At 67.2% G+C, this 15,634-nt stretch carries 17 protein-coding genes and 2 tRNA genes; 9 read left to right on the top strand and 10 right to left on the bottom strand.

What is annotated here, in order from left to right; genetic code table 11:
* The first annotated feature begins 115 nt into the window (after nt 1-115).
* Nucleotides 116-2,062, top strand: a complete 1,947-nt coding sequence (locus DVH23_RS03165; RefSeq protein WP_114575990.1) for a carbon starvation protein A — start codon at nt 116-118, stop codon at nt 2,060-2,062.
* On the opposite strand, the gene DVH23_RS03160 is transcribed toward DVH23_RS03165, so the two are convergent.
* Complete coding sequence (locus DVH23_RS03160; RefSeq protein WP_114575989.1) at nt 2,059-2,694, bottom strand: hypothetical protein; 636 nt, start codon at nt 2,692-2,694, stop codon at nt 2,059-2,061. The genes DVH23_RS03165 and DVH23_RS03160 overlap by 4 nt on opposite strands.
* Nucleotides 2,695-2,790: 96 nt before the next feature.
* On the opposite strand from DVH23_RS03160, the gene DVH23_RS03155 reads away from it, so the two are divergent.
* Nucleotides 2,791-3,045, top strand: a complete 255-nt coding sequence (locus DVH23_RS03155) for a hypothetical protein (protein ID WP_114575988.1) — start codon at nt 2,791-2,793, stop codon at nt 3,043-3,045.
* Between the two features lie 9 nt (nt 3,046-3,054).
* Here DVH23_RS03155 and upp read toward each other — a convergent pair whose 3' ends face one another.
* From upp to DVH23_RS03140, 3 genes are all read right to left on the bottom strand, one after another.
* Nucleotides 3,055-3,732, bottom strand: a complete 678-nt coding sequence (upp, locus tag DVH23_RS03150; protein WP_114575987.1) for a uracil phosphoribosyltransferase — start codon at nt 3,730-3,732, stop codon at nt 3,055-3,057.
* 52 nt (nt 3,733-3,784) lie between these two features.
* Entirely contained in the window at nt 3,785-4,474 is a 690-nt protein-coding gene (locus DVH23_RS03145; RefSeq protein WP_114575986.1) for a carbonic anhydrase, read from the bottom strand.
* 266 nt (nt 4,475-4,740) lie between these two features.
* A tRNA-Phe gene (locus DVH23_RS03140) sits at nt 4,741-4,814 on the bottom strand.
* Between the two features lie 197 nt (nt 4,815-5,011).
* Here DVH23_RS03140 and DVH23_RS03135 point away from each other — a divergent pair.
* Nucleotides 5,012-5,458, top strand: a complete 447-nt coding sequence (locus DVH23_RS03135) for a hypothetical protein (protein WP_114575985.1) — start codon at nt 5,012-5,014, stop codon at nt 5,456-5,458.
* Between the two features lie 130 nt (nt 5,459-5,588).
* On the opposite strand, the gene DVH23_RS03130 is transcribed toward DVH23_RS03135, so the two are convergent.
* Nucleotides 5,589-5,662 (bottom strand) — tRNA-Val (locus tag DVH23_RS03130).
* Between the two features lie 60 nt (nt 5,663-5,722).
* Between DVH23_RS03130 and DVH23_RS03125 the strand changes: the two genes are divergently transcribed.
* Nucleotides 5,723-6,217 (top strand): DUF192 domain-containing protein, encoded by a 495-nt coding sequence (locus DVH23_RS03125; RefSeq protein WP_114575984.1) that lies wholly within the window; start codon nt 5,723-5,725, stop codon nt 6,215-6,217.
* Between the two features lie 67 nt (nt 6,218-6,284).
* Nucleotides 6,285-8,225 (top strand): ABC transporter ATP-binding protein, encoded by a 1,941-nt coding sequence (locus tag DVH23_RS03120; protein ID WP_114575983.1) that lies wholly within the window; start codon nt 6,285-6,287, stop codon nt 8,223-8,225.
* On the opposite strand, the gene DVH23_RS03115 is transcribed toward DVH23_RS03120, so the two are convergent.
* Nucleotides 8,226-8,603, bottom strand: coding sequence for a hypothetical protein (locus DVH23_RS03115; RefSeq protein ID WP_224828266.1), 378 nt, complete (start codon nt 8,601-8,603; stop codon nt 8,226-8,228).
* 86 nt (nt 8,604-8,689) lie between these two features.
* On the opposite strand from DVH23_RS03115, the gene DVH23_RS03110 reads away from it, so the two are divergent.
* The gene (locus tag DVH23_RS03110; protein ID WP_114575982.1) at nt 8,690-9,427 is read left to right on the top strand and encodes a creatininase family protein; all 738 of its coding nucleotides are present in this window, start codon (nt 8,690-8,692) and stop codon (nt 9,425-9,427) included.
* Nucleotide 9,428: 1 nt separating this feature from the next.
* Here the strand turns inward: DVH23_RS03110 and DVH23_RS03105 are convergent, their stop codons facing one another.
* A complete protein-coding gene (locus DVH23_RS03105; RefSeq protein WP_114575981.1) occupies nt 9,429-10,706 on the bottom strand; it encodes an MFS transporter in 1,278 nt (425 codons plus the stop codon).
* Nucleotides 10,707-10,765: 59 nt separating this feature from the next.
* Nucleotides 10,766-11,212, bottom strand: a complete 447-nt coding sequence (locus tag DVH23_RS03100) for a DUF5790 family protein (protein ID WP_114575980.1) — start codon at nt 11,210-11,212, stop codon at nt 10,766-10,768.
* A 167-nt stretch (nt 11,213-11,379) separates the two neighbouring features.
* Here DVH23_RS03100 and DVH23_RS03095 point away from each other — a divergent pair, with 167 nt between their 5' ends.
* The gene (locus tag DVH23_RS03095; protein WP_114575979.1) at nt 11,380-12,999 is read left to right on the top strand and encodes a hypothetical protein; all 1,620 of its coding nucleotides are present in this window, start codon (nt 11,380-11,382) and stop codon (nt 12,997-12,999) included.
* Nucleotides 12,996-13,790: an ABC transporter ATP-binding protein gene (locus DVH23_RS03090; protein WP_114575978.1), complete on the top strand. Its 795-nt coding sequence runs from the start codon at nt 12,996-12,998 to the stop codon at nt 13,788-13,790. Before DVH23_RS03095 ends, DVH23_RS03090 begins: the two co-directional genes overlap by 4 nt.
* 16 nt (nt 13,791-13,806) lie before the next feature.
* Here DVH23_RS03090 and DVH23_RS03085 read toward each other — a convergent pair whose 3' ends face one another.
* Complete coding sequence (locus DVH23_RS03085; RefSeq protein WP_114575977.1) at nt 13,807-14,175, bottom strand: dihydroneopterin aldolase family protein; 369 nt, start codon at nt 14,173-14,175, stop codon at nt 13,807-13,809.
* Nucleotides 14,176-14,270: 95 nt separating this feature from the next.
* Here DVH23_RS03085 and azf point away from each other — a divergent pair, with 95 nt between their 5' ends.
* Nucleotides 14,271-15,017 (top strand): NAD-dependent glucose-6-phosphate dehydrogenase Azf, encoded by a 747-nt coding sequence (gene azf / locus DVH23_RS03080; RefSeq protein ID WP_114575976.1) that lies wholly within the window; start codon nt 14,271-14,273, stop codon nt 15,015-15,017.
* On the opposite strand, the gene DVH23_RS03075 is transcribed toward azf, so the two are convergent.
* Complete coding sequence (locus DVH23_RS03075) at nt 15,014-15,628, bottom strand: DUF309 domain-containing protein (protein WP_114575975.1); 615 nt, start codon at nt 15,626-15,628, stop codon at nt 15,014-15,016. The two genes, azf and DVH23_RS03075, sit on opposite strands and share 4 nt — an antisense overlap.
* Nucleotides 15,629-15,634: the final 6 nt, after the last annotated feature.

The raw sequence follows: 15,634 nt of genomic DNA, 5'->3' as shown, positions 1-15,634 counted from the left end.
GGAGAACTCGACTCCAGTAACACGCTGTTACCGGAGGTCGTACTCGGATAATCATCATCAAAAACCCGGTGGGTTTAAGCGACGCTCCATCCATGACCTACGGTAGCGTGATAGCATGCAGGTGATCTGGTTCGTCGCCTTCGTCCTGGTAACGTTCACGGTGGGGTACGTGGGGTATTCGGCGTACCTCTCGCGGCTGGTCGAACTCGACGACGACCGGGATACCCCCGCTCACAAACACAGGGACGGCCAGGAGTACGTCCCCTCGAAACAACCGGTCTTGCTCGGCCATCACTTCTCGAGCGTCGCCGGGGGGGCACCGATCGCCGGTCCCCTCACTGCGGTCGCCGCGTTCGGCTGGCTACCTGGGTTGCTCTGGGTCGCCATCGGCAACCCGATCTTCGGCGCGGTCCACGACTTCATGGCGCTCTCGGCTTCGATCCGCCACGAGGGGAAGTCGATCGGCTACATCATCGGCGAGTACGTCGGGGAGCGGGGCAAGAACATGCTGCTCTGGTTCGCGTTCCTGCTGGTCGTACTGGTCGTCGCCGCCTTCGTCTTCCTCATCGCACAGGTGTTCAACGCCTACCCACCGGCGGCGACCGCCAGCGTCATCTACATCGCGCTGGCGCTGCTGTTCGGAGTGTATCTCTACCAGTTCGACGGCCCGTTCGTTCCCGGCGCCGTTTTCTTCATTGCCGGCGTCTTCGCCGGCGTCTGGGTCGGGGTCCAGTACCCGATCGCGCTGGTCGGGATCGACGGGCTCCCGGAGGGGACGATCGTCCTGCTCGGCGACGCCGGTGCCTGGAACTGGCTTCCCCTCGCCGAACAGACCAACGCCAACTTCGCCGCCTGGGCGGTCGTCACCGTCGTCTACTCCTTCCTGGCGGCGACGCTTCCCGTCTGGGTCCTGCTCCAGCCCCGGGACTTCCTCACCTCCTCGCTGCTGTACACGGGGATCGGCGCGATGCTCGTCGGCGTCCTCGTCGGAACCTACCTCTCGCTGACCGGCTCGTTCGAGCCCGTCGACGTCCCCGTCTCCGGCGTCGAGTTCGACTCGGTCACCATCGAGGGGATGGAGGCCGCCGTCCCCGCGTTCACCGGCTTCGTCCACCCGAGCCTCGGGCCCCTGCTCCCCTTCCTCTTTCTGACGATCGCCTGTGGAACGATCAGCGGCTTTCACTCGCTGGTCTCCTCGGGGACGACCGCCAAACAGCTGAACAGGGAGAGCGACGCCCGCGTCATCGGCTACGGCGCGATGCTCGGCGAGGGGCTACTCGCGCTGACCTCGATCATCGCGGTCTCGCTCGCCGCCGCGACCGTCGGCGCCGGCGACCTCGGCGCGGCGATCGCCGTCTTCCCCGCGGGCGGCGGCGCGCTCGTCACCACGCTGGGGGTCTCGGCGACGCTCGCCTCGGCGTTCATCGCGCTCGTGTTCGCGAGCTTCCTGCTCACCAGCACGGACACCGCGATGCGGCTTGGCCGATACCTCCTCGAGGAACTCATCGGAACGCCGGAGACGACCGCCCAGGGCGCGATGACCAACCGGTACGCCAACGCGGGCGTCACCGCGGTCGGGGGCTATCTGCTGGTCGCCTCCGGAACCTGGTCGAACCTCTGGCTGCTGTTCGGCGGTGCAAACCAGCTCCTGGCGGCGCTCGCCCTGCTGGTCGCGACGGTCTGGCTCGCCAACTGGAGCGACACGAAACAGCTCCTGAGCACGGGGATCCCGCTCGCGTTCATGGTGGTCGTGACCATCATCGGGCTCCTCTGGGTCGCCCTGATCCGGTTCCCGGCGTACATCATAGAACCCGCCGCCGCGAGCGACCCCGGGATCACCGAGTGGGACGTCTGGGGCGACCTGATCGCCGACCCGGGGATGATCGCCGGGATCGAGCTCTCGCTTTCGACGTTTTCCTTCGCTCTCCTGAGCATCGTCGCGCTCGTCCTGGTCGGGCTGGCGATCACTCTGTTGGGGATGGGACTGGACAACATCCGCGAGGCCAGAGCCGGCCTCGGCAGGGAGGCCGTCGCCCCCAGCAGCGAACCCGGCGACGACTAGCGCGACAGCCAGCCCAGAAACCGGTCGAGGCGCCCCGGTTCCTGTACGTCGATCGGCTCCCACACCCGGAACGCGCTCTCGACGTCGGCTTCCCGACTCGCGACGCTCGCTTCTCCTTCGGGTGTTACCACCAGCAGGTTGATCTCGTAGTGACCGAAGTAGCCGTAGTTCAACAGCGTGCGGTTCCGGTAGCCCGCGACGAACTCCCGGACGTCGTCGGGGATCGAGTCGGCGATCAGGACGAACGTGAAGTCCGTGCTGTAGTGGTCCTCGTCCGCCTCGATCCGCTCGTCGGCCAGGCGTTCGCCGAGGGTCTCCATGGACTCCAGTTCCACGACCGCCGGCCGATCGACCCGCCGGACGAACAGGTACTCCTCGGCCTCGTGGTGGCCGAAGGTCAAGGCGGGGTGGATCGCATGGCGCTCGTGGCGGACGTGCATCTCGCCGTAGAGCGAGAAGCGCTCGCCGGCGACGACGTGGTCGCGCTCTAGATCGTAGTGATGGGCCAGCCGAAGCCCGACCCGGTCGAGGTAGTCGTCGTTCCAGACCGGGACCCCTTCGGGACGCTTCGACCGTTCCCGAGGGGTGTCGTCGGTTGAGACGGACCGATCGCCGGCAGGGTCGTCGGTCACCACGGCCACCCCCGCTTCATGACTGGATCGTCTCGCGGCGGCGGTAAATACGTTGGCCGAGGGGCCCTTATTGTCCCTCGGTACGTACACCCGTGTATGGATCCGTCGAACGATCCCGGCGGCCCGGCGGACCGAGAGAGCTGTGGCCGGTGTAGCTTCTCGACGGTCGTCGATGCCGTCTCGACCGACGACCCGGAGCACGAGAGCCCACACGACCCCTTCGAGGGCGGCCACATCGAGGTCGAGGAACGCGACCTCCGGCTGGTCTCCGCGCCCGCCGTCGTCGCCGGCCGGCTCGGCCGCCGGCTCGACGACCTCGCCGAACGGCTCATCTACGGTCGGGAGGACTGACCACGAGACTCAGGTCGTCCGGAACGCCCGGTCGCCGGCGTCGCCGAGGCCGGGAACGATGAAGCCGTTCTCGTCGAGTCGGTCGTCGATCGCGACCGTCAAAAGGTCGGCCCCGGGGAACTGCTCGCCGACCCGGAGCAGCCCCTCGGGCGCCGAAACCGCCGAGAGCACGATGAGGTTCTCGGGTTCGCCCGCGTTCTCGACGACGTGTTCGAGGACGACCGCCATCGTACTTCCCGTCGCGAGCATCGGATCGGCGACGATCACGGTGTCCTCTTCGGTGATCTCGGGCAGTTTCACGTAGTCGACCGTGATCGGGAACCGGCCCTCCTCGTTCCGGCCGGCCTCCTCGTCGCGACTCGCGCTGATCACTCCCTGACGGGCCCGCGGGAAGGCCTTGAGCAGCCCCTCGACGAACGGCGTCGCCGCACGGAGGACGTTGATGATGACCACGTCGTCGAGCCCGTTGACGCGCTCGCCCATCGTCTCCTCCAGGGGCGTCTCGATCGTGACGTACTCGGTCTCCATCCGGCCGTCGATGATCTCGTAGCCACAGATCCGCCCGAGTTTGACCAGCCCCTTCCGGAACTCGACCTGTTCGGTCTCGACGTCCCTGATCCGCGAAAGGGTGTCCTTTGCCATCGCGTGGGTGACGAGGGAGGCCTCCTCTCTGTCTTCGATCGGCATTACCCTACCCCTGTGTGGGGGCGCCGGTAAGTGTATCGACGTTCGCTCGCAGTCACAGCAACCGTCGGACGTGCTCCTCGAACTCCTCGGGAACGAGGTCGGCGAGCGCATCGGTGTCGGTCTCGCCGTCGGCGTTGACGAGATAGGTCCGTCCGCGGACGTCGCCGTACACGCCCTGGAAGTCGTAGACGAAGCCGTAGATCGCCTCCGCGTCGGGGACGTCGCTACTCTCGCGGAGGAACTCGACCTGGCGATCGACGTTGTACTCGACGAGTTGATCGACGAGGCTCGGCTCCCGGTCGGGACCGACCCGGTCGTCGGCGAGGCCCGCCTCTACGACCGGGACGAGCTCTCGGATCCACTTCTCGACGCCCGCCGGTGCGTCGATTTCGTCCGCTCGGACCGCCTCGAGGGCCGCGGTCACCGCGCCACAGCCGGTGTGGCCGACGACGGTCGTCACGCCAGTGTCGGTATACGCGATCGGGTAGAGAACGCTGCCGTCCACCACTCGCTGCCCGTCGTGGCGGTCCCAGACCTGGTTGCCGATGGTACTGGGGGTGAACAGCCAGCCGGGTTCCTCGACCGACCACATTCCCTCCTGGGAGACCCGTGAGTCCGAACAGCAGATCGAGACCGCTGCGGGCTCCTGGCCGTCCTGAACGGCCGCGAAGTAATCGTCGGATACGGATTCGACGTGGGCGGCGTTGCGCTCGAGCAGTTCGCGAAGCGTGGTCTCGGGCATGGGGGAGGCTGTGTGTGCGAGCGTATTCTATGTTCCCCTCGGGTCGGCCGGGACGGATTCGATCGTGCTCTCTCGAACCGGATCAAAAACGGGACTCGGGGGTTCGCCGAGACGATCGCCGCGAGAAGTGCGTCCTTCCGGGTTCGAACGTCCGAAAGACGAGCGAGAGCAAACCTTTCGACTTCCCGCGCGCGCAGCGAGTGAGGACGGCTCGGTCCGCGGTCGAGTGCGAAAGCTCTTCGAACGAGAAGCGCGTGGAAACCGGATGCCGCCTCCCGGATTTGAACCGGGGACAGCTCGATCTTCAGTCGAGTGCTCTCCCAGTCTGAGCTAAGGCGGCCCGTCCGTCTCTCCGTCGATAGCACAAAAAAGGATTTCGAAAGGCGCCGGCTCCCGGCGGATCCAAACGCCCGAGGTCGAACAAGGGGTCGTTGACGCCCGCGGAAATCCCAAGCGATCGGGACATACCCGCCGTCGTCTGTTGGATGCCCGAATATTCAAGACACGCTTTTGCGCTCCGGCGAGTAATATCGTGTTATGGAAGCGCTTGCCAGGGATGAACCCCCGGCGGACCTCTCTGCCGATACGATCCTGGAGCTGCTCGCAAACCGGCGGCGACGGTACCTCCTCTACGCGCTCCGTCAGTACGACGACCCTATCGAGCTCGCCGCGGTCGCAGAACGGATCGCCGGCTGGGAACACGACATCGCGCCCGAGGAAGTCTCGCGCAACGAGTACAAGAGCGTCTACGTCTCCTCGGTCCAGTGTCACGTCCCCAAGCTCGCGGACGCGGGCGTCGTCGATCACAACGAGGAAAACCACTCCGTCGTCCTCGCCGAGAACTACGAGCAACTCGAGCCCTACCTCCGGCTCGTGATCGTAGACGAGCCACGGAACTCCCGGCTCCACGCGGCCCTGGAGGCGGAGTCCGGGGACGGCCTGATCCGCCAGCTCCGGGAGAACGTCGCACGGCTTCGGCCGTAGCACGGGGTTACCAAGAGGGGGTTCGGGCGGGTTCGAACTACCTGAACGTCGCTCGCTACCGCTCGCCCCGTAATTCGAATCCGTCCTCACAGCATATTTCTGCCGCTCACGGATCGTTCGCGACGGAATATGGGCTCGGGCGGGTTCGAACCACCGACCTCGGCCTTGTAAAGGCCGCGTCATGACCAGCTAGACCACGAGCCCCGGCCGTCGGAAGGCCCGCCGGGCGAATAACCTTTGCCTTCTCGTCCAGAACACCACCCAATGAGCCACGAACGGGCGGTCGCCGCGCTCCTCGCGCTCGCGGTCGTCCTCGCCGCCGGAATCGGCCTCTCGGTGCTGGGGGTGCTCCCGGCGCCCTGGACCGACGACGAGGGCGACGTCCGGATCGTCGGCGCCGACGGCGAGACCAAAGCCGCCATCGACGTCGAGGTCGCCGACACCCGCCAGGAACGGTACACCGGTCTGAGCGACCACGACTCCCTGGAGCCCGGCGAGGGGATGCTGTTCGTCCACGGCGACGAGGGCGAGCGGACGTACGTGATGCGAGAGATGGCCTTCGGGATCGACATCGTCTTCGTCGGAGGCGACGGTGAGATCACGGAGATCCACCACGCCCGCGCGCCGGAGTCCGGGGAGGACGGGGCCGAGATGCACTACTCCGGGCGCGCGAAGTGGGTCCTCGAGGTCCCCTACGGCTACACGAACGAGACCGGCGTCGAGGTCGGCGACGAACTCGTGATCGAGAACACGTTCTGATCCGGCGACGGGGACTATTTCGATTCGTAGGAAATACTTATTGCTGACCGCCCATTCAGGCGGTGTAATGAGCGTCGACTGGGAGGAGGACGACCCGTTCGAGGAACAACGGGACAAGATCGAGAACCCGATGAAGCGGTTGTTCGCCGAGTACGGGATGCGCTACAAGTTCCAGGCGATCGTCGGCATTCTCGCGAGCGTCTTCGCTCGCATCCTCGATCTCCTGCCGCCGGTGATGTTGGCCGTGGCCCTCGACGCGGTGTTCAGGGAGGAGACGACCTACGCCGAGGCGTTTCCCCTGGGGAGCAGCCTGATCGAGCCGTACGTACCGGCGACCCAACTCGGACAGTTCTACCTGACGGTCGGCATCATCGCCGGGGCCTTCTTTCTGGGCGCCGGCTTCCACTGGGTTCGAAACTGGGGGTTCAACGGCTTCGCACAGAACATCCAACACGACGTGCGGACGGACACCTACGACAAGATGCAGCGCCTGAACATGGACTTCTTCGCCGACAAGCAGACCGGCGAGATGATGTCGATCCTCTCGAACGACGTCAATCGCTTGGAGCGATTCCTCAACGACGGCATCAACTCGATGTTTCGCCTGTCGGTGATGGTGGTCGGGATCGGCGTCATCCTCTTTGCGTACAACTGGCAGCTGGCGCTGGTCGCGCTCCTTCCCGTGCCCCTGATCGCCGCGTTCACCTACCTGTTCATCAGGATCATCCAGCCCAAGTACGCGAAGGTGCGCTCGACGGTCGGCAACGTCAACTCCCGGCTCGAGAACAACCTCGGGGGGATCCAGGTGATCAAGTCGAGCACGACCGAGGAGTACGAGTCCGACCGCGTCGAGGACGTCTCGATGGACTACTTCGACGCCAACTGGGACGCCATCGAGACGCGGATCAAGTTCTTTCCCAGCCTGCGGGTCATCGCCGGCATCGGGTTCGTCGTCACCTTCTTCGTCGGCGGCCTCTGGGTGTTTCAGGGGTCGCCGCCGGGACCCTTTACCGGCGAACTACGGGAGGGGACCTTCGTCGCGTTCGTCCTCTACACCCAGCGGTTCATCTGGCCGATGGCCCAGTTCGGACAGATCATCAACATGTACCAGCGCGCACGCGCCTCCTCGGCGCGGATGTTCGGCCTGATGGACGAACCCCACCGGGTCGCCGAGGACCCGAGCGCCGTCGATCTCGAGGTCACCGACGGGCGCGTCGAGTACGACAACGTCACGTTCGGCTACGACGAGGAAGAGACCATCGTCGAGGACGTCTCCTTCGAGGTCGAGGGCGGCGAGACCCTCGCGCTCGTCGGCCCGACCGGTGCCGGCAAATCGACCATCCTCAAACTCCTCTTGCGGATGTACGACGTCGACGAGGGGGCGATCCGGATCGACGACCAGGACGTCCGCGAGGTCACCCTGCGGAGTCTCCGGGAGCGGACCGGCTACGTCAGCCAGGACACGTTCCTGTTCTATGGCACCGTCGAGGAGAACTTGAAGTACGGCACGTTCGGCGCCGACCGCGAGGAGGTGATCGAGGCCGCGAAGATGGCCGAGGCCCACGAGTTCATCCAGAACCTCCCCGAGGGCTACGATACGGAGGTCGGGGAACGCGGCGTGAAGCTGTCGGGCGGCCAGCGCCAGCGCATCTCGATCGCCCGGGCGATCCTCAAGGATCCCGACATCCTCATCTTAGACGAGGCGACCAGCGACGTCGACACCGAGACCGAGATGTTGATCCAGCGTTCGATCGACAAGCTGACCGAAGACCGGACGACGTTCGCGATCGCTCACCGGCTCTCGACGATCAAGGATGCAGAACGGATCGTCGTCCTCGAGGACGGGCGGATCGTCGAACGGGGGTCCCACGAGGACCTTCTCGACAACGACGGGCTCTACGCCCATCTCTGGGGCGTTCAGGCGGGCGAGATCGACGAGCTCCCCCAGGAGTTCATCGAGCGCGCCCAGCGCCGACAGGCCCGGACCGAGGCCCAACAGGACGACTGATCAGAACGAGTCCTGGTCGGAGTGGCCCTCCTCCTCGCCGGCTTCGTCCTGGCGCTCCTCGCCCGGCGCGTAGGGGGTCCGATCGGAGTAGTTCTTGCGGCCGATCGCGTCGTCGCCGACGAAGTTCATGATCATCGTTTCGATGTCGCCCGCGTCCTGGTAGGTCTGGTCGTCGTCCTGTAGCGGCTCGAGGATCTCCGCCAAGGTCGTCGTCTCGTCGCCAAGTTCGAACTCGGCGTCGCCGTACTGCTCGATGAGTTCGTCGTTGTCGATCGGGTAGTCGATATCGTCCTCGATCGTCTCCTCGAACCCGCCGAACTCGACGCCCTGCTCCCTGCTCTCCTCGCCGTCCATCGTGGTCGAGTCGTCGTCGCTCATACACTCGATCGTCGGCCTCCGTCCACAAAACGGTTCCACCTGCATCCACCGCCGGAACTAACCCCTCCCCCACGTGACCCAGGGTCATGTACCTTCCCGAGGCCACCTGGAGTGAGGTCGCCGACTGTGGAACCGACCTCGCGGTCGTCCCGGTCGGCGCCACGGAACAACACGGCCCCCACGCCCCCCTGGGAACCGATTTCCTGATCGCCGAGGCGGTCGCCGCCGAAGGGAGCGAACGCTTTTCGGGCGAGGTCGTCCGCGCGCCGACGATTCCGGTCGGCGTGAGCGAGGAGCACCGCCAGTTCCCGGGCACGCTCTGGCTCTCGCCCGACACCTTTCGAGAGGTCGTCCGCGAGACGGTCGCGGGCCTCGCCGCCCACGGCTTCGACCGGGTCGTGCTCGTCAACGGCCACGGCGGTAACGTCTCCGCCCTCCGGGAGGTCGCGGGAACGATCACGCGCCACGATGCGGCCTACGCCGTTTCCTTTACCTGGTTCGACGCGGTGGACGACGACGAGATCGAGATGGGCCACGCCGGCGCCTTCGAGACCGCCGTGCTTCGGTACCTGGGAGACCTGGTTCGGGAGGGAAGTGTCGAGGAGGCGAGCGACGCCGGGGCAAAGCGGTGGGGCGAGTGGGTGTCGGGCACCAACCTGGCCCACGACTCGGCTGAGTTCACCGACAACGGCGTCGTCGGCGATCCCGCGGAGGGAACCGAAGAACGGGGCGCGCGGCTGTTCGACCGGGCCACAGACCGACTGGCGGATCTGCTCGAAACCGTCGAGAGACGGGACGTGTCGCGGCCGGCCCGACGGGAGTGAGTCAATCCGACCCCGTCAACCGGTGGAGCCAGAGCGCACAGGCCAGCGCGACGGCTGCGGCGAGGGTCGCGATGGCGAACGCCATCCGGTAACCGGTCGCGGTGTAGACCCTGACGCCGCCGACGAGCTCGCCCGTCCAGTAGCTGTCGAGCACGAAGCCCATCAGCGTCGGAAGGGTCGATCCCCCGAGGAAGGCGGCGCCGTTTATCGTCCCCGTCGAGACGCCGCTGGCGCTCGCGGGATGGCGGTCCTTGACGACCGCGTAGCTCAGGACGAACGCGCCGAGGAAGGACCCCGTCAGGAAGAAAACGGCCGCGACGACCGGCAGTGGAGGGTTCCCGACCGCGGCGATCGTCCCGAGCGCGAGGACGTAACAGCCTCCGCCGACGATCATCAAACTGGTACGCTCGCCGGTCCGATCGGAGAGCCAGCCGAGCGCGGGCGGGCCGACGACCAGCCCGACGCTTCCCGCGAGGGTGAACGTCGAAGCGTACGTCACCGAGACGTCGTACGTCTGGGCGACGTAGGGCACCCCCCAGAGCCCGAACAGGGTCAGGTTGATTCCCGTCGCACAGAACAACATCGCGCTCACCGCCCAGACGCTCCGATCCCCGAGAACCGCCGCCAGCGACGCCCGGAGCTCGGCGAGAGTGAGCGAGGGCTGGTCGGGGACCCCCTCGACCGGCTCGAACCCCGCGCGTTCGGGGGAGTCTCGGACGACCAGGGCAACGAGGACGGCGACGGCGAGCCCGACGGCCCCCAACGCGGCGATCGTCGTCCGCCAGCCCGCCGCGCCGACGGCGAGCGCGAGCGGCGTCGTCGCGAGCACCCCGCCGATTCCCGACACCGCGAAGGTGAGCCCGCTCATCGTCGCGAACTCGTCGGCGCGGTACCAGCTCGCACAGAATCGCAGGATACAGACGAAGATGACGCTCCCCCCGAGGCCGATCAACCCTCGGCCGGCGATCGCCGTCCAGTAACTCCCCGCGAGCGAAAACCAGAGCGCGCCGACGCTCATTACGACGGCCCCCGCGGCCGCCGTCCGCCGGGGACCGACCCGATCGGCGAGCAGCCCCGTCGGGATCTGCATCGCGGCGTAGACGTAAAAGAAGACCGCGTGGAGCGTTCCCAGGCGGGCGCCCGTCGTCCGAAACGCCGCCATCAGCTCCTCGGCGAGCACCGCAGTCGAGAGCCGGTAGACGTTGACCAGCAGGAAAACAAGCCCGAGGAGTCCCCACAGGAGCCAGCGATAGCGTCGCGGGGAACCGAACGGCTGCATCGACTCGGACTCGATTGCGACGGGAGAAACGTTCACCGATCGGCGACGGCCGCCCGCAGCTACTCCTCGTCCTCGTCTTCGCCTTCGTTCCCGCCGTCGGCTCCGTCGCCGGCGCCGGTTTCTGCGTCCTCGAGGGACTCCTTGAGCGCTAGCATCGTCTCGGGAAGGCCGTCGATGCGCTCGCCGGCCGTCGAGAGCTGCTCGACGGTTTCCTCGAGGGCCTCGATCTCGCTTTCGAGGTCGGAGGCGTCCTCGAAGGCTTCGGCGCGCTCGCCCATCGTGTACCACTTCTTTGCGTCCCGGAGATGCTCTTCTGCGTCGCCGGCCTCCAGGTTCGCGTCGAGGGTGTTCAGGACGCCGAGGACGTTGTCGGCCTCGGCCTCCCAGACCGCGTCGGCCTCGGGGAGGGCCTCCCGGGCGGCCGAAAGCGAGGACTCGACGTCGTCGCGCATCTCGCTTGCCGCCTCCCCGAACAGTTCGTCGTCGTCCAGTGCCGATTGGCTCATGGCCGGGCGTACACCGCCGCCAGGGTTAAAAGGTCGCCCGAAAGCGGAAGTGAAATCGGGGTCGAGAACCGCGAACGGGAGCGAACGACGCACGGATTCCGAAACCAGCTCGTCGGGAGAGGTCGAAACCGTTAAGCTGTTTTCGTGTCGTTTTTCAATCATTCGGGATGTGGCGCTCCTGGCTCCGAGGCGGCGCGGAGATCGCACGCGGCGAGTGGGTCCTCCACCGCCGGGAACGCGGCGGAGTGGCCCGGCGAGGACTCGCGTTCGCCGTCTTCGTGGTTGGCGCCGCTCTCGGCTGGGGCGCCTACGGGATCGGCCGGGAGGTGGCTGGTGGCGAGTCCGTTCCCTTCGGCGTCCTCGGGATTGCCGCGGCCGCCACGATGGCATGGGTGGCCTGGCGGAGTTCCAGGCTGACCCGGGACTCGTTCGAGGGTCTGAACCCCGAGTTCCTCCTGACGACTGTCCCGGCGCGGATCCCCGCCCTGGGGCTGTTGGTGGTCGTCTACGCCCGCGTCGCGACCGTCCTCGCCGTCCCGACGGTCGCCATCGGAGTCGGCGGGGCGGTCGGACTCCGGACACCGGCGCTCGCGCTCACGGTCGTCCTCGCGGTCGCGGCCGCAACCGCGGCCGCCGTCGGTGTCGGCGTCTCGGTTCGGCTGGTGGCCTCGCTCGCCGCCTCGCGGCTATCCCGCGGACGGACCTACAGGGACCTGGTAGTGTTGTTCGGCTGGGTGCCGCTCGTGGTCGGCTGGTTCCTCCTCATCGAGACGGTCGAACGCGTCTCGATCGCGTGGCTCGCGGCCGCACCGACGAGAGGTGTCGCCGACCTCGCGCTGCTCGGCGCGGCCGGTCGGACGGGGGCCGACCCCGCGAGCGGGCTGGCCGCACTCGCCGTCTTCGCCAGCGGAGCGGCGCTTTCGGTCGGGACGACGACCTTCCTCGCCCGGCGGATCTGGGAGGGAGAACCCGCGGGGCGGGCCCCGAAAACCGGCTCGCACCCGCTCCTCGAGCCGGGCTGGGTCGAGCGGCTCACGGGCGAACGCATCCCGCGACCGGTCCGGACCGTCGCCCGAAAACGCTGGCTGGTCGAGCGCCGGACCGCGCGCGGGCTTTTGTATGCGGGTCAGGTCGTCGGATTTTCCGGCATCGTCCTCTTCCCAGCCGGCATCCTCGCCGGAGGAGTCCCCCTGTTCGTACTGGTAGTCCATTCGCTCGGGCTCGCGGTGGGCATCGCGTTCGGCTCCGACCCGATTGGGATCGAGTACCGCGGCCTGCAGATGATGCTGACGACTGTCGGGGGACGGGCGTTCGTCGGTGGTTTTCTGCTGGCGGCGCTCGCACCCGCCGCCGTCATCGTCCCGGCGGTCGTCCTCCCGCTGGGGGCGGTGAGTACCGCCACCGCCGGCGAGACGCTCTCGTTTGTTCTCTTCGGGATCGCCGTCTGTGGATCTACAGCCACACTCGCGCTCGCGGTCGGACTGGGCGTCGAGCGATCGGCGTTCGTCCCTCACCCGGGGTTCTTCACGGACGCCCCCTGGTACATCGAGATCGGATGGGAACAGTTCGGCCGGCTCGGAGTGGTCCTCGTCGCCGCGACGCTTTCGGCGCTGCCGGCGTTCGTGGGGACCCACCCGGTGGTGTACGAGTATCTGGCGGGAGCCGGGCTTTCGGTCCCCACCACCCGAAGCGTCTCCCTCCTGCTCGGTGCCCTGGTCGCCGTGGGGGTCACACGGCTCGCAAGCGTGATCGCTATCGACCGATACGAGGGGTATTCGTTCGAATGACGCCGACGGAACCGCCGGCCGACGAATTCGATGGAAACGATGCGGCCGACCCCAAGGCGGCAGTCGTCGCCGACGGACTGACGAAACGCTACGGCGACACGGCGGTCGTCGAGGACCTGTATCTCGGAATCGAGGCCGGCACCGTCTACGGCCTCCTCGGACCCAACGGAGCGGGGAAGACGACCACCATCCGGATGCTGACCGGGTTGGCTCCACCGACCGACGGAAGCGCCCGGGTCGCAGGCGTCCCCGTCTCCGACCGGGAGACACTCGTCTCACAGATCGGCTACCTGCCCGAATCGACGCCGATCCGGGGACAGTTCACCGGCCGCGAACAGCTCGCCCACCACGGCCGGCTCCGCGGGATGGAGTCCCGCGAGATCGACGGCCGGACCGAGGCGCTGTTGGAGCGCCTCGCGCTCGACTCGGCCGATGACCGGGTCGTGACCTACTCGAAGGGAATGCGCCGAAAGGTGGGGCTGATCCAGGCGATCATGCACGAACCGAGCGTCGTCTTTCTCGACGAGCCGACCGCCGGACTCGACCCGCGAGCCACGCGGACGGTCAGGGAGGTCGTCACTGAACTGGCAGACGGGGGAACGACGGTCTGTCTCTCGACGCATATCCTCCCGGTCGTCGAAGCCGTCGCGGATCGGGTCGGAATCTGTCATGAGGGCGAACTCGTCGCGGAGGGTCCCTCGAAAGAACTCGCCGAGCGCCCGGGAGACACCGATCGAACCCTCGAGGATGCCTTCCTCCGCCTGACGAGCGAGCGAGACGGGAACCGGTGATCGCAATTGGAGCCGGTCAGCGATCGACAGACTCGACTCTCATTAGCGGATACCCCTCCTCCATCTCCATACGGGTCCGGACGGTACAACCCTCGTAGGCGACGACGATTCCGACCTCGATGAACCGACCAGTCATCTCGGTGTAGCCGTCGGTGCAGGCGGCCGCGAGTTCGTCCTCGCGAACGTCGACGGTCACTTCCTCGCAGTGGGGCTGGTTCTCGATGGCCTCCTCCATCGCCCGGGCGAGGCTGGGGGCACTCTCGGGGGTGACGGGGGTGCCGGCGAACTGGTGGTAGAGCGAGCCGAACTTGATGCCGGCCTCGAAGCAGGCGGTCTCGGGGTCGGTAGGCCCCGTCTCGTCGGCGCCTTCGAGGGTTTCGTCCATATCCGTTCCACGCCCGGCGAGCGGAAGGCGATTTCGGCCGCGGGAGAACCGCACGTTACTTACCCTGCCTCGCCAACGCCCCACCAAGACCAACGATGGGAGAGCGAGTCCTGCTAACGGGGGCCGCGGGACGCGTCGGCCGGGCGATCATCGACGACCTGGCCGACGACTACGAGTGGCGACTCCTCGACCGGGACCCGCTCGCGGGCAGCCAGCCAGGCGAGGTCGTCGTCGCCGACATCACCGACGACGAGGCCGTCCGGGAGGCGATGGAGGGAATCGACGCGGTGGTCCATCTCGCAGGCGACCCCCGCCCAGAGGCCCCCTGGGACAGCGTCCTCGCAAACAACATCGACGGCACCCAGACCGTCTACGAGGCCGCCGTCGATCGCGGCGTCGAGCGGGTCGTCTTCGCCTCCTCGAACCACGCCGTCAGCGCCTACGAGACCGACGACCGCACCCCCGACGTCTACCGGCCCGACGACGAGTTCCGCCTCGACGGGGACGAACTCCCCCGCCCGGGAAACCTCTACGGCGTCTCGAAGGCCGCCGGCGAGACCCTCGGCCGGTACTACCACGACGCCCACGACCTCTCGGTGCTCTGTGTCCGCATCGGCAACCTCACCAAGGGCCACCCGCCGATCGACTATGAGCGCGGCCAGGCGATGTGGCTCTCCTATCGGGACTGTGCCCACCTCTTTGATCGCAGCCTGCAAGCGGAGTACGGCTACGAGATCGTCTACGGAATCAGCGACAACGACCGGAAGTACTACTCCCTGGAGCGCGCCCGGGAAGTGCTGGGCTACGACCCTCGGGACAACTCCGCCGACCACGACGACTAGAACAGTCCCTCGACGTCTCGCTCCTTCGCCTCCCGCCGCTCGACGTGGCCCCGTAGCCGGTCGTAGACGATCCCCCGGTGGTCGTCCTCCGCGAGGAAGTCCGCGACGAGCGCGAGAAAACGGCTCCCCTCCTCACCCGCCTCGAGATCCACGAGCGCGTACTCGCAGGCTCCCTCGACGATTTCCTCGTCGTAGCCCAGTTCGTCGGCGAGAATCGGTGCCGCGATCGCCCGCTCTTCCGGAGAGAGGTCCGCGAGGGTCGGACGCTCGCCGTCGAGAACGATCCGGGGCGGCGGCCGGCGCTCGATGATTTCGGGATCGGACGCGAGCGCCGACAGCGCGCGCCGGACGCCCGCGAGATCGACCTCTCGGTAGTCTGCGGGGAGGCCCTCCAGATAGTCGAGCGCACTCGAAGCGAGGCCGACACAACCCTCCCAGTTTCGGTTCCTGGCGTGGTGGACCGCGGCGGTGAACTGGATCAGGCCGTGGAACAGGCGCTCGTCGTCGCTCTCGCGTTCGAGCTCGAGCCAGTGGGCCTCCCAGGCGTCGTGGGCCGCGTGGTAGTGGCCCGCGTTGTAGATCGCGACGCCCGCCCGGAGCCGTTCGCGCATACCCGA

Source organism: Saliphagus sp. LR7 (assembly GCF_003344565.1).
GTDB lineage: Archaea > Halobacteriota > Halobacteria > Halobacteriales > Natrialbaceae > Saliphagus > Saliphagus infecundisoli.
Note: the sequence above shows the minus strand (reverse complement) of the source record. Positions and strands in the feature narration are given on the sequence as shown.